This is a genomic window from Mesorhizobium sp. M1365 (assembly GCF_040317865.1).
Lineage (GTDB): Bacteria > Pseudomonadota > Alphaproteobacteria > Rhizobiales > Rhizobiaceae > Mesorhizobium.
Genome location: NZ_JAMYLG010000005.1, coordinates 1 through 12,070, shown reverse-complemented (window position 1 = coordinate 12,070; position 12,070 = coordinate 1). Strand labels below are relative to the sequence as shown.

Genomic DNA, 12,070 nt, shown 5'->3' with positions numbered 1-12,070 from the left:
AACCTGTTTCGCGCCGGGCGTGCAACAATTCCGGATCAGATGTCGAGCGTGTGGTCGCGCTCCCACTGGGTGAAGTGGGAAGCATAGGAATTCCATTCCTGCTGCTTGAGCTTTAGATAGGCCGACGAGAATTCCTCACCCAGCGCCGCCTTGAGCGATTTGTCGTTGTCAAACTCGCGCAACGCGTCGAGCAGGTTGAGCGGCAGCTTCGGCGCGCCCTCGACCGTATGGCCGAACTGGTACATGTCGATATCGTAGCGCCGGCCGGGGTCGGCCTTCGAGCGGACGCCGTCAAGGCCGGCGGCGATGATCACCGCCTGCAGCAGATACGGGTTTGCCGCGCCGTCCGGCAGGCGCAGCTCGAAGCGGCCGGGGCCGGGCACGCGCACCATGTGGGTGCGGTTGTTGCCGGTCCAGGTCACCGTGTTCGGCGCCCAGGTGGCGCCGGAGATGGTGCGCGGTGCGTTGATGCGCTTGTAGGAATTGACCGTCGGGTTGGTGATGGCGGCAAGCGCGGACGCATGTTTCATAATGCCGCCGAGGAAATTCCTGCCCTTGGCCGACAGGCCGAGCTCCATCGCATTGTCGGCAAAGACATTGGTCTTGCCGTCTTTGTCCCACACCGAGATATGCGCATGGCAGCCATTGCCGGTCAGGCCCTGGAAGGGTTTAGGCATGAAGGTTGCGCGCAGGCCGTGCTTTTCGGCGACCGATTTCACCATGAATTTGAAGAAGGAATGCTTGTCGGCGGTCGCCAGCGCATCGTCGAAGGCCCAGTTCATCTCGAACTGGCCGTTGGCGTCCTCGTGGTCGTTCTGGTAGGCGCCCCAGCCGAGCGCCAGCATGTGGTCGCAGATCTCGGCGATCACATCGTAGCGGCGCATCACCGCCTGCTGGTCGTAGCAGGGCTTCGACGCCGTGTCATATTCGTCGGAAATCGTCTTGCCATCCGGCGAGATCAGGAAGAATTCGGCCTCAACGCCGGTCTTGATGTGCATGCCGTCGCCAGCGGCCTCCGCGATCAACCGCTTCAGCGTGTTGCGCGGCGCCTGCTCGACCGATTTGTCGTCCATGATGCAGTTGGCGGCGACCCAGGCGACTTCCGGCTTCCAAGGCAACTGAATCACCGAGGCCGGATCCGGCACCGCCAGCATGTCGGGATGCGCCGGCGTCAGGTCGAGCCAGGTGGCAAAGCCGGCAAAGCCGGCACCGTCCCGCTGCATGTCGGCGATCGCCTGCGCCGGCACCAGCTTGGCGCGTTGCCCACCGAACAGGTCGGTGTAGGATATCATGAAATATTTGACGCCCTTTTCCTTGGCGAAGGCGGCGAGATCGTTCCCCATTATAGTTCCTCGCTTACTGGCATTTGGTTTGTTTTAGAAGCCGTTCTTGCCCGGTATCCAGTTGGTGCCGGCCAGCGGCACGCCGGCCATGGCGGCGGCTTCGATCGTCAAGGCCACAAGATCCTCGGGCTCGAGATTGTGCAGGCTGTTCTTGCCGCAGGCGCGGGCGATTGTCTGCGCCTCAAGTGTCATCACCTTAAGATAATTCGCCAGCCGTCGGCCGGCCGCAATCGGATCGACCCGTTTCATTAGCTCGGGATCCTGCGTGGTGATGCCGGCCGGGTCGCGACCCTCATGCCAGTCGTCATAGGCGCCGGCGGTGGTGCCGAGTTCGTTGTATTCCGCCTCCCAGCGCGGGTCGTTGTCGCCGAGCGCGACAAGCGCTGCCGTGCCGATCGACACCGCATCGACGCCGAGCGCCAGCGCCTTGGCGACGTCGGCGCCGTTGCGTATGCCGCCGGAGACGATCAGCTGCACCTTGCGATGCATGCCGAGATCCTGCAGCGCCTGCACCGCCGGCCTGATGCAGGCAAGCGTCGGCTGGCCGACATTTTCAATGAACACTTCCTGGGTCGCCGCCGTGCCGCCCTGCATGCCGTCGACGACGACGACATCGGCGCCCGATTTCACCGCAAGCGCGGTGTCGTAATACGGCCGCGCGCCGCCGACCTTGACGTAGATCGGCTTTTCCCAATCGGTGATTTCGCGCAATTCGAGGATCTTGATCTCGAGGTCGTCCGGCCCGGTCCAGTCGGGGTGGCGCGAGGCCGAGCGCTGGTCGATGCCTTTCGGCAGCGTGCGCATTTCGGCGACGCGGTCGGAGATTTTCTGGCCGAGCAGCATGCCGCCGCCGCCGGGCTTGGCGCCCTGGCCGACGACAACCTCGATCGCGTCGGCACGGCGCAGATCGCGCGGGTTCATGCCGTAGCGCGACGGCAGATACTGGTAGACCAGCGTCTTCGAATGGCCGCGCTCTTCCTCGGTCATGCCGCCGTCGCCGGTGGTCGTCGAGGTGCCCGACAGCGTCGCGCCACGGCCGAGCGCTTCCTTCGCCGGGCCGGACAGCGAGCCGAAGCTCATGCCGGCAATGGTGATCGGGATTTTCAATTCGATCGGTTTTCTCGCATAGCGCGAGCCGAGCACGACGCTGGTGTCACAGCGCTCGCGATAGCCTTCGAGCGGATAGCGCGAGATCGAAGCACCGAGGAACAGAAGGTCGTCGAAATGCGGCAGCTTGCGCTTGGCGCCGGCGCCGCGGATGTCATAGATGCCGGTCGCCGCCGCGCGGCGGATCTCGGAAAGCGTGTAGTCGTCGAAGGTCGCGGATTTGCGCGGCGTCGTCGGCGGGTTGCGATAGGTCATTGAGCCTCAATACGCGTCGGCGTTGTCGATATTGAAATTGTAGAGGGTACGAGCCGAGCCATAACGCTTGAACTCCGCCGCCTTGACGCCGGTCACGCCGGCGCGGTCGAGCAAGCCTTGCAGCAATTCGAGATGCTCGGGCCGCATCTCCTTGGCGATGCAGTCGGCGCCGAGGCTTTCGACCTTGCCGCGCACGAAAAGCCGCGCCTCGTAGATGGAATCGCCGAGCGCATCGCCGGCGTCGCCCAGCACCACTAGGTTGCCGGACTGCGCCATGAAGGCCGACATGTGGCCGATATTGCCATGGACGACGATGTCGATGCCTTTCATCGAGATGCCGCAGCGCGACGACGCGTTGCCTTCGATGACGAGCAACCCGCCCCGGCCGGTGGCGCCGGCATACTGGCTGGCATCGCCTTTGACGACGATCTGGCCGGACATCATGTTCTCGCCGACGCCGGGCCCGGCCGAGCCATGCACGGTGATGGTGCCGCCGTCGTTCATGCCGCCGCAATAATAGCCGACGCTGCCGCGCACATCGATGGCGACCGGCTGGTCGACGCCGACGGCGACCGAATGGCTGCCTCGCGGGTGGAGCACCTCCCAGGCGGTCTCGTTCGAACCGGGCGCCAGATCGTGCAGCGCCTGGTTGAGCTCGCGCAGCGACATTTCGGCCAGATCGAAGACCCGTGACGCATGGCCCGGCTCGCGCGCGGCCTTGGAGAGGTTGCCCGTATTGAAGGCATTGCTTGCCGGCATTGGTTCAATGCTCCCAGAAATAGACGGTTGCGGGCTCGGGTTCCCAGACCTTCGCATTGTCTATGCCGGGCAGTTTGGTGAGCGCACGATATTCCGAGCCGAAGGCGACATACTGGTCGGTTTCGGCCATTACTGCGGGCTTGCAGGCGATCGGGTCGCGCACCACGCCGAAGCCGTTCTTGGTGCCGACGACGAAGGTGAAAAACCCGTCGAGATCGCTCAGCGTGCCTTCCAGCGCCTCGCCGAGGTTCTTGCCATGCGCCATCTGCGAGGAGAGATAGGCGGCAGCGACCTCGGTGTCGTTCTCGGTCTCGAATGTCATGCCTTCGCGGATCAGCTCGCGGCGGACATTGTTGTGGTTGGACAGCGAGCCATTATGCACCAGGCACTGGTCGGCGCCGGTCGAGAACGGATGCGCGCCCATCGTCGTCACCGCCGATTCGGTCGCCATGCGGGTATGGCCGATGCCGTGCGTGCCGGTCATCTCGCGGACGCCGAAACGGTCGACGACCGCTTCGGGCAGCCCGACTTCCTTGTAGATTTCGACGACGTCGCCGGCGCCCATGATGCGGATGTCGGGGCGCAGCGCCTGGATCGTCTCGCGTGCTTCGTCGATCTTGGCAGGCGTCGTCCGGACCACGGCATGCGTCGACTTCGCAGCAATGCTCACCGGCGCGCCGATTGCCTTGGCGAGTTCGGCGTCGAGGCTGCGGAAATCGCGCTCCGGCTTGGCCGACTGGATGGTGATCTTGGCTTCATTGGAGGGCGCGCCATAGATGGCGATGCCGGCGCTGTCGGGACCGCGATCGCTGAGCGAGATCAGCATCTCCGACAGCATCGCGCCAAGCTGGGGCTCGAGCGACTTGTCCTTCAAAAACAGTCCGACGATTCCGCACATGTCAGCCTCCGCGAGTTTGTTCCCTCCGAGATGTATCGAATGAGTCCCGGGAATTCAATTGGTATGAAAAAAATTTTCCTGTCGTTATATATCGGCTGAGGCGCCGCCGGCCGCACTATCGCTGCGCTGGCCGCCATTGTGAACCCATTTGGCATAGCGGATGCGAGCGACCTTGTAGGCATCCAGGATCGACAGGGCATAGATCAGGAAGCCGCCGGCATGGCGTCCGACGAAGCTGGCGTCGGGCGGCGCGATCTTGGCGGTGACCCAGGCAAGGATCACCATGAAGAACAGGAATTGCAGGCCGCGCACCGGCACGCCGAGCACGACATGCCCGCTCGCCGGCAAAACGATCGCAGCGCCCAGAACCAGATAGGGGCTCGGTGGTGCGGGGGAGGTGGTGATCTGGCTGATCATGCCGCTTGCCGTTCGCTTTGATTGATGGCATCGCGCAGCGCCGAAGCCGACGACAGCAGCCTCTCGATCAGCACCGGATCGAGCCTGACCGCGCCGAATTCGGCCTGCCGGAATACGCCGTAGCGCGCCCGCTCGGCCTCGGCCAGCAGCCAGACGATGCGCACGCCGTTCGGCGTGATCAGCAATTCCTTGGCGCGCTCCTCGGCAAAGACATCGAGGTGGCCGGCGATGATGGCTTCGGGGAAGCGCACGCCCTTGCGGTCGCTCCGCAGCACCGCCTCGGCCGGAAACCCCGCCGCCTTCGGCAGCGGATGGACGAGATGATCGAAATTGGAAAAAGTCGTCGGCGATCCGGGCCGCATCATCATATCGAAAGTGCCTGGTATCGCGACCTTTTCGGTGATCGAAACACTCAGCCAGCGCGCCGGCAGCTTCCTTATCGCCAGCGTGTCGACGATGGTCCGCACCTGGACCCGCCGGCCGTTCCACGAGCCGGCGAAGGTGACGACGCCGGCAGTGCCGTCCGAGACGTTGGCCGCGTCGGGGACGACGACGCGGACGCCAGCTTCGTCGGCGGCAAGCCCGGTCGAAGCCTTGGCGCGGCTGGCCCGCGCAAGCCAGGCTATATGGAGGACGAGAGCCAGGGCAACCGCCCCGGCGAGCAATGCTGAGATCACCTAACGCACCTCGTCACGCAAATGCCCGCCCAGACCGGGCGCGCCGTCAGTAGCCCTGCGGCTTCGGCCACGGCATGGTGAACTGGGCACCACGGCGCACGAATTTGTAGCGGTAGAAGTGGAACCACAGCGAGATCAGGAAGTAGAAGGCGACCATGGCGATCAGCTGCGAGCCGAAGCCGAGGAAGATCGCAAAGAAGGTGACCACGCAAAGGCAGAACAAGACGATCGCCGGCAGCGGATGGAACGGATGGGTGTAGCCGCGGCGGATCGAGCCGAGCGGCCACTTTTTCCTGAACATGATGATGTTGATGCTCATGAAAGTGTATTGCAGCACGCCCGACAGGATCGAGAAGGTGATCGCCTGGTTGAGGTCGGCGATGAAGGCGAAGGCGAGCGCGATCGGCAGCAGAAACAGGATCGAGCGATAGGGCGTGCGGTATTTCGGATGCACCGCCGAGAACCAGGTCGGCAGATAGCGGTCGCGGCCGAGCGAAAACCAGGCGCGCGCGGCGTCGTTGATGCAGCCATTGGCGGAGGCGAGCGCGGCAAGCAGCGTCGCGATGAACAACAGGTTCTCCAGCAGCGCACTGCCGGTCAGTTTGCCTGCATCCCACAGCGGATAATAGGTGATGCCGAGATATTCCCAGGGCATCATCGAGGCGCAGACATACCAGGTCATGGCGGCGGCGATCAGAAGCGTGATCATGCCGGCCATCGTGCCGTAGGGCAGCGAGCGCGCCGGCGAGCGCACTTCCTCGGCGGCCTGCGTGGTGCCCTCGATGCCGAGATAATACCAGATGCCGAACTGGAAGGCGGCGATGACGCCGATCCAGCCGTAGGGCAGGGCGTTGCCCGGGGTCACCAACTCGTTGAGCTTGAGCACGGCGCCTTGCGTCCACGGGCTGACCGAGAAGAACAGGATGACGATCGAGACATAGGCGATGGCGGTGATGACGAAGTTGACGTTGAGCGTCATCAGCACGCCGCGATAGTTCAGCCATGCCAGCACGACGATTGTCGCGGCGATGAAGGAATTGTGGTTGAGGCCCTCGACGCCGGCTTTGGCGACGATGGTGTCGCCGAGCAGGATCGCGTCCGACACTTCGAGCATGGTGTAGGCAAAGACCAGGAACAGCGCGACGTTGAAGGCCATCAGCGGCCCGACAATGTGCTTGGCCTGCGCATATTGGCCGCCGGCGGCGGCAACCGTCGAGGTCACTTCGGAATCGATCATCGCGACCGAGGTGTAGAGCAGCCCGACGATCCAGCAGACGATCAGCGCCGCCAGCGCGCCGCCTTTGTCCGCCGCGAAATTCCAGCCGGTGAATTCGCCGACCAGAACGATCCCGACGCCGAGCGCCCAGACATGGGCGGGGCCGAGCACCCTGAGCAGTGAAACCCTGTCGCCCTGCACTTGCACCGCTGGTTCAGCCGTGATCGTCATCGTTCAATCCCCACTCAGATCCGGTGTTTTTCGGACACGGCTTCAAGTTCGCCTTCCCTGGACGAGGTCAGCATCTCTTCGGAATAGGTCGTGTCGATCTTGAACCAGTCGTAGAGCATCCACAGCGCGAGCACGATCGAGATGCCCCAGCATGCGTAAGAGAGTGCCACCCACATGACGATGCTTCCTATCTATTTGTCGCCGAACTTTTCGTCGATGACGTCGCGGTATTCGCGGTCCGATGCGCGGAACAGAAAGATGAAATAGCCGATCAGCACCGCCGCCATGATGATCAGCGTCGGCCAGTCGATGATGTAGTGGAACCGGTTCTGGATGATGTCGTGCGCGGTTTCCGGCGTGTAGCCGAGCTTTTCCCAGATCGAGGCCATGGTCGGGTTCTGGCCGAGCGCTTCCCACGTCTTGGCGTCGAGCGCGTCGATGGATTTTGCCGCCCCTGCCAGGCCTAGTTTCAGCGGCAGCCACAGCGCGACGAAAATCGCGACCACGACGACGGCGATATCGAAAACCTGTCCGGCCTTGCTCTGTTCGGGCGGTGTATAGCGGGCCATGCGTCTCCCCCCTCAGGACTTGCGGTTGCGGTAGGCGTCGGCGTTCTTGATGTCGAGGCCGTAGATGAAGTCCTTGTCTTCCTTGTAGTGGTTGACCATCGCCAGAATGGCGGCCGTGTTGAAGATCAGCACCGCGGCGGCGGCGACCGCGACGACGAGCTTGATGCCGGCGTCGGGGACGTATGGCCATGTCATGAACAGGACAAAGAGGATCGTCGCCCACAGGCAGACGATCAGGAGCACGGATCCACGCACGTCGGAACGGTACAACGCTTCCACGCGCTGTTGCAGGTCGGACATCGGCTTTCCCCTTTTTCAACGCCGGTCCGGATTGGCCGGTCATTGCCCTCTTTCAAGAGAGTGAAATTTTTTTCATAAAATCCGGCCGAATTCTGGAATTGTCAAGACGATTTTACGCGACGTTAACCGTTTGTTTCGGCGCACCGGATTTGCCTGACAATGAAATTATTTGCTTACGGGTATTGCAGGCTCCCGGCGTTTGCGATCAATATTCAAGCCAACGCTCCCGCCTGTGTGCAGGGAGCAGGGGAAAGCAAAAAAGTTTCTTTCGAACGGAGGACAGCGGATGACGGCATCCTGGAGATTTTCGACGCTTGCGGACCGCCATCGCGCGCTCGGCTCGAAGCTCGAGGACTGGAGCGGCATGGGCACCGCCTGGACCTACGACAAGGACGCCGACGAAGAGTATATCGCCATCCGCACCAAGGCCGGCCTGATGGACGTGTCCGGCTTGAAGAAGGTCCACATCACCGGGCCGCACGCCTCGCACCTGATCGATCTGGCGACGACGCGCGACGTCGAAAAGATCTATCCCGGCAAGTCGGCCTATGCCTGCATGCTCAACGAGGCCGGCAAGTTCACCGACGACTGCATCCTCTACCGCACCGGCCCGAATTCCTGGATGGTCGTGCATGGCTCGGGCACCGGGCATGAACAGTTGCAGCGCGCTTCCGTCGGTCGCGACGTGTCGCTGCGCTTCGACGACAATCTGCACGATCTTTCGCTGCAGGGCCCGACCGCCGTCGATTATCTGGCAAAGCATGTGCCCGGCATTCGCGACCTCAATTATTTCCACCACATGCAGACCCAGTTGTTCGGCTTTCCGGTGATGATCTCGCGCACCGGCTACACCGGCGAGCGCGGCTACGAGATCTTCTGCCGTGGCCAGGACGCCGGAACGATCTGGGACAGGATCCTCGACGACGGCAAGAGTGCCGGCATCATCCCGTGCCGCTTCACCACGCTCGACATGCTGCGCGTCGAGAGCTACCTGCTGTTTTACCCCTACGACAATTCTCAGAAATACCCGTTCGAGAACGAAGGCCCCGGCGACACACTGTGGGAGCTTGGTCTCGACTTCACCGTCAGCCCCGGCAAGACGGGCTTTCGCGGCGCCGAGGAGCACTACCGCCTCAAGGGCAAGGAGCGCTTCAAGATCTTCGGCGTGCTGCTCGAAGGCAAGGAGCCGGCCGACGAGGGCGCGCCGGTCTATCGCGACGGCAAAAAGGTCGGCGTGGTGACCTGCGCCATGTATTCGCCGCTGGTCAAAAGATCGATGGGCATTGCCCGGCTCGACGTCGACTGCGCGGTGCAGGGCACCAGGCTCGAGATCCGCAACAAGAGCGGCGCCATCAGCGCAACCGCCGAGCCGCTTCCTTTCGATGATCCGAAGAAGACCAAGCGCACGGCGAAAGGCTGAGGCATACTGCGGGTATGGCAGCGAAAAGCATCATCAGTCGCCCGGTCTATGGGACCCTGTCTCCGCAGCCCGGCAAGCATCATCTTTTCATAGCGGATGCAGAGGGAGCGCTGGCGATTGCCGATCTGGCCGCCAAGGCACCGGCGGATCTCTTCGGTGGCGCCCACATCATCTTCATTCCCGGACGCGATGGTAAATATGCCGATGCGCTCGAAGCCCTGAAGCCGGCACAGTTCTACCTCGGCCATTCCTTTGCCAGCGCCCTGCCGCGGCTGAAGCAGACGCTGGCCAACGCCCATATGGGCCTCAGGCTCTACCTTGCCGGCACCGAGGGGCTGATCGGCCAGGCCATGCAGGCGGCGCTGGAAGCCGGCATCGACCACACCTCGATCCAGACCGAGCATCGCGGCTCGCTGGCGCGCCGCATGCAATGCGTCCACTGCAAGGGCATCACCGAGAACGTGACGACGCAGCCGGCAACCTGTTCGCATTGCGGCCTCTTGCTTCTGGTGCGCGACCACTATTCGCGGCGCCTCGCCGCCTTCCAGGGCGTCTGCATCAACGCCGAGGACCGCAGCGAAATTCCTCCGATCGAGGAGGTCTTTCGATGAGCACCGGCACCACCAAGCTCGATGTCGTCGTCAGCGATGTCGTCCCGGTCAACGAGCTGGTGACGCGCTTTCATTTCCGCCGGCGCGACGGCGAGCTTTTGCCGACCTTTTCCGGCGGCGCCCATGTCGTCGTCGAGATGCGCGATGGCGAACGCACCAGGCTCAATCCCTATTCGCTGATGGGCTCGCCGCTCGACACCCGCGAATACACCATCTCGGTGCGCCGCGACGACGCCGGCCGCGGCGGCTCGCTGTTCATGCACAGGCATGTCAGGCCGGGCACGGAGATGGTGGTCAGCTACCCCGTCAACCTGTTCTCGCTCGATCTGCGCGCCAGGAAGCACCTGATGCTGGCCGGCGGCATCGGCATCACCCCGTTCATGGCGCAGACCGCGCAGCTGGCGGCGGAAGGCGGCAATTTCGAATTGCACTACACCTGCCGCACCGCCTCGCTCGGCACCTATGCCGACCTGTTGAGAGAGCGCTACGACCGCCGGGTCAGGCTCTATCACGACGATCGCGACGAGCGCGTCGATCTCGACCGGCTGCTGTCGTCGCAGCCGCTCGGCACGCATCTCTATGTCTGCGGCCCGTCCGGCATGATCGGCTGGGTGCGCGAGCGTGCCGCGGCCCTCGGCTGGCCTCCGGAGACCGTGCATTTCGAGCATTTCGCCGCACCCCAGCCCGGCGCGCCCTTCGACGTGACGCTGGCGCTCAGCGGCAAGACAATCCGTGTCGACGAGCAGCAGAGCCTGCTCGAGGCGATCGAGGCGGCCGGCGTCGATCCGCCCTATCTCTGCCGCGGCGGCGTCTGCGGCCAGTGCGAGACCAACGTCATTTCGCATGACGGCAAATTCATCCACAACGACCACTGGCTGAGCGAGGAAGACCACCGTTCGGGCTGCAAGATCATGCCCTGCGTCTCGCGCTTCGAGGGCAGGTCGCTGGTGCTGGAAAGATAGGAGGCGAGCTTGGGCATCACCTTTCGTAAGGAAACGTTCCGCGACGACTTCACCTTCAGGAACAGCCCCGAGCACATCAGGCGGTTCCCGTTCCCGTTCCACGAAGACAGCTACATGTATGCCGTCAACATCGAGCCGCATATCGCCGGGCCGAAGGGCAGCGTGCTGGAGAATTTGATCGACGTCGACGAGCACTATGTCGCCGAGATGCAGGACCGCGCTTTGGTGCTGGCCGAGGATCCGCTGCGCTGCCAGTCGCTGCCGCACATGACGCTGGCCGGCTGGGATCTGCTCGAGCTTTTGATGGAGCAGCAGGCGCTGGGCTATCCCGAGCATTTCACGCTGACGCGCCATGGCGACCGCTGGCGCTGGATCAACCGACCGCTCGGCATCGACGACAGCTTCACCTTCGGCGACGTCTCGACGCTGCCCTATGGGCCGATGGAATACATCACCCGCCAGAGCCAGGGCGATTTCTGCATTCTCGACCAGCGCGACGGCAATCTGTGGATGGATGCCGGCATGGTCACCACCCAGGCCGACTGGTCGCTCGATTTCGACATCGGCATGAACTTCTTCGAATGGCATGCGCCGGTGCCGCTGGCGCATGAGAAGGGCATCTTCGTCCGGGCGCTAAAATTCCTCACCAACATCCAGCAGGGCAAGCCGGCGCGCCGGCTGAACTGGACGATGACAATCAATCCTCGCCTCGATACCAGCCCGGAAAATTATCACAAATGGGGTCCGGACCGGACCACGGTGACGCCCAAAAACGTCGGCGACAAGGTCCATCTGCGCGTCGAGCTGCAGAGCTTCTGGCGGCTGCCGCGCTCGAATGCGATCGTCTTCCCGATCCGCTGCTACCTGATCAAGATGGACGAGCTGGTGACGCAGCCGAAATGGGCAAGGCGCCTGCACCGCGTCATCCGCGACCTGCCCGAGGAACTCGCCAACTACAAAGGCCTGACGCGCTACCGCGCGACGCTGGTCGAATGGCTGTCGAAGCTGGATGACGGCAGTGCGACATCGCCGGGGTTCGGGCCGGATTGAGGTTCTGTTTGCGAGGTTCGCGCTGCCCGTCAAGCTGCCAATCTCCCCCCAAGAGGGGGAGATGCCCGGCAGGGCAGAGGGGGGCGCCGTAGAGCGCCGGCCTTTAGCCCCCCTGCGACCAATCGAGGACGAGCTTGCCCTGCAGTTCAACGTAGCAGCGCGTGGAGGTTACGGCATGATGGGGTGGACGGCGCCCGACGGCATCGGATGTGCCAGAATGAGTTCGTTGAGATCTCAAACAAGGGAGCCGTCCGT

The 12,070-nt window shown here is 63.3% G+C and carries 14 protein-coding genes; 4 read left to right on the top strand and 10 right to left on the bottom strand.

What is annotated here, in order from left to right; genetic code table 11:
• Positions 1–35: 35 nt before the first annotated feature.
• The 10 genes from glnT to NKH04_RS07790 form a co-directional block, all read right to left on the bottom strand.
• Entirely contained in the window at positions 36–1,343 is a 1,308-nt protein-coding gene (glnT, locus tag NKH04_RS07835; protein ID WP_023673983.1) for a type III glutamate--ammonia ligase, read from the bottom strand.
• 33 nt (positions 1,344–1,376) lie between these two features.
• Positions 1,377–2,705, bottom strand: a complete 1,329-nt coding sequence (locus NKH04_RS07830; protein WP_352634391.1) for an FMN-binding glutamate synthase family protein — start codon at positions 2,703–2,705, stop codon at positions 1,377–1,379.
• Positions 2,706–2,711: 6 nt separating this feature from the next.
• Positions 2,712–3,374 carry a GltB/FmdC/FwdC-like GXGXG domain-containing protein gene (locus NKH04_RS07825; protein WP_245274607.1) on the bottom strand — a complete coding sequence of 221 codons (663 nt, stop codon included), beginning with the start codon at positions 3,372–3,374 and terminating at the stop codon, positions 2,712–2,714.
• A 94-nt stretch (positions 3,375–3,468) separates the two neighbouring features.
• Positions 3,469–4,362, bottom strand: a complete 894-nt coding sequence (locus tag NKH04_RS07820; protein ID WP_352542208.1) for a class II glutamine amidotransferase — start codon at positions 4,360–4,362, stop codon at positions 3,469–3,471.
• An 84-nt stretch (positions 4,363–4,446) separates the two neighbouring features.
• Positions 4,447–4,779, bottom strand: coding sequence for a hypothetical protein (locus tag NKH04_RS07815; protein ID WP_353014207.1), 333 nt, complete (start codon positions 4,777–4,779; stop codon positions 4,447–4,449).
• On the bottom strand, positions 4,776–5,456 hold the full coding sequence (locus NKH04_RS07810) for a hypothetical protein (protein WP_353030617.1): 681 nt from the start codon (positions 5,454–5,456) through the stop codon (positions 4,776–4,778). Before NKH04_RS07810 ends, NKH04_RS07815 begins: the two co-directional genes overlap by 4 nt.
• A gap of 46 nt (positions 5,457–5,502) precedes the next feature.
• The gene (locus NKH04_RS07805) at positions 5,503–6,903 is read right to left on the bottom strand and encodes an APC family permease (RefSeq protein ID WP_352472309.1); all 1,401 of its coding nucleotides are present in this window, start codon (positions 6,901–6,903) and stop codon (positions 5,503–5,505) included.
• A gap of 14 nt (positions 6,904–6,917) precedes the next feature.
• Positions 6,918–7,079, bottom strand: a complete 162-nt coding sequence (locus NKH04_RS07800; protein WP_023673991.1) for a hypothetical protein — start codon at positions 7,077–7,079, stop codon at positions 6,918–6,920.
• 15 nt (positions 7,080–7,094) lie between these two features.
• Positions 7,095–7,472 carry a hypothetical protein gene (locus NKH04_RS07795; protein WP_023673992.1) on the bottom strand — a complete coding sequence of 126 codons (378 nt, stop codon included), beginning with the start codon at positions 7,470–7,472 and terminating at the stop codon, positions 7,095–7,097.
• A 12-nt stretch (positions 7,473–7,484) separates the two neighbouring features.
• The gene (locus tag NKH04_RS07790) at positions 7,485–7,772 is read right to left on the bottom strand and encodes a hypothetical protein (RefSeq protein ID WP_352472310.1); all 288 of its coding nucleotides are present in this window, start codon (positions 7,770–7,772) and stop codon (positions 7,485–7,487) included.
• Between the two features lie 286 nt (positions 7,773–8,058).
• On the opposite strand from NKH04_RS07790, the gene NKH04_RS07785 reads away from it, so the two are divergent.
• From NKH04_RS07785 to NKH04_RS07770, 4 genes are read left to right on the top strand one after another with little or no spacing between them, the layout of a single operon-like run.
• The gene (locus NKH04_RS07785) at positions 8,059–9,192 is read left to right on the top strand and encodes an aminomethyl transferase family protein (protein WP_353044187.1); all 1,134 of its coding nucleotides are present in this window, start codon (positions 8,059–8,061) and stop codon (positions 9,190–9,192) included.
• A gap of 14 nt (positions 9,193–9,206) precedes the next feature.
• Positions 9,207–9,803 (top strand): dimethylamine monooxygenase subunit DmmA family protein, encoded by a 597-nt coding sequence (locus tag NKH04_RS07780; RefSeq protein ID WP_353044186.1) that lies wholly within the window; start codon positions 9,207–9,209, stop codon positions 9,801–9,803.
• On the top strand, positions 9,800–10,765 hold the full coding sequence (locus tag NKH04_RS07775) for a PDR/VanB family oxidoreductase (protein WP_352878495.1): 966 nt from the start codon (positions 9,800–9,802) through the stop codon (positions 10,763–10,765). Before NKH04_RS07780 ends, NKH04_RS07775 begins: the two co-directional genes overlap by 4 nt.
• A gap of 9 nt (positions 10,766–10,774) precedes the next feature.
• The gene (locus NKH04_RS07770) at positions 10,775–11,815 is read left to right on the top strand and encodes a heme-dependent oxidative N-demethylase family protein (RefSeq protein WP_353044185.1); all 1,041 of its coding nucleotides are present in this window, start codon (positions 10,775–10,777) and stop codon (positions 11,813–11,815) included.
• Positions 11,816–12,070: the final 255 nt, after the last annotated feature.

Bases quoted from the DNA above. Each gene is read 5' to 3' on its own strand.
- glnT (WP_023673983.1), bottom strand. From the start codon at position 1,343: ATGGGGAACGATCTCGCCGCCTTCGCCAAGGAAAAGGGCGTCAAATAT.
- NKH04_RS07800 (WP_023673991.1), bottom strand. From the start codon at position 7,079: ATGTGGGTGGCACTCTCTTACGCATGCTGGGGCATCTCGATCGTGCTC.
- NKH04_RS07785 (WP_353044187.1), top strand. From the start codon at position 8,059: ATGACGGCATCCTGGAGATTTTCGACGCTTGCGGACCGCCATCGCGCG.
- NKH04_RS07805 (WP_352472309.1), bottom strand. From the start codon at position 6,903: ATGACGATCACGGCTGAACCAGCGGTGCAAGTGCAGGGCGACAGGGTT.
- NKH04_RS07815 (WP_353014207.1), bottom strand. From the start codon at position 4,779: ATGATCAGCCAGATCACCACCTCCCCCGCACCACCGAGCCCCTATCTG.
- NKH04_RS07830 (WP_352634391.1), bottom strand. From the start codon at position 2,705: ATGACCTATCGCAACCCGCCGACGACGCCGCGCAAATCCGCGACCTTC.
- NKH04_RS07795 (WP_023673992.1), bottom strand. From the start codon at position 7,472: ATGGCCCGCTATACACCGCCCGAACAGAGCAAGGCCGGACAGGTTTTC.
- NKH04_RS07790 (WP_352472310.1), bottom strand. From the start codon at position 7,772: ATGTCCGACCTGCAACAGCGCGTGGAAGCGTTGTACCGTTCCGACGTG.
- NKH04_RS07820 (WP_352542208.1), bottom strand. From the start codon at position 4,362: ATGTGCGGAATCGTCGGACTGTTTTTGAAGGACAAGTCGCTCGAGCCC.
- NKH04_RS07780 (WP_353044186.1), top strand. From the start codon at position 9,207: ATGGCAGCGAAAAGCATCATCAGTCGCCCGGTCTATGGGACCCTGTCT.
- NKH04_RS07775 (WP_352878495.1), top strand. From the start codon at position 9,800: ATGAGCACCGGCACCACCAAGCTCGATGTCGTCGTCAGCGATGTCGTC.
- NKH04_RS07825 (WP_245274607.1), bottom strand. From the start codon at position 3,374: ATGTCGCTGCGCGAGCTCAACCAGGCGCTGCACGATCTGGCGCCCGGT.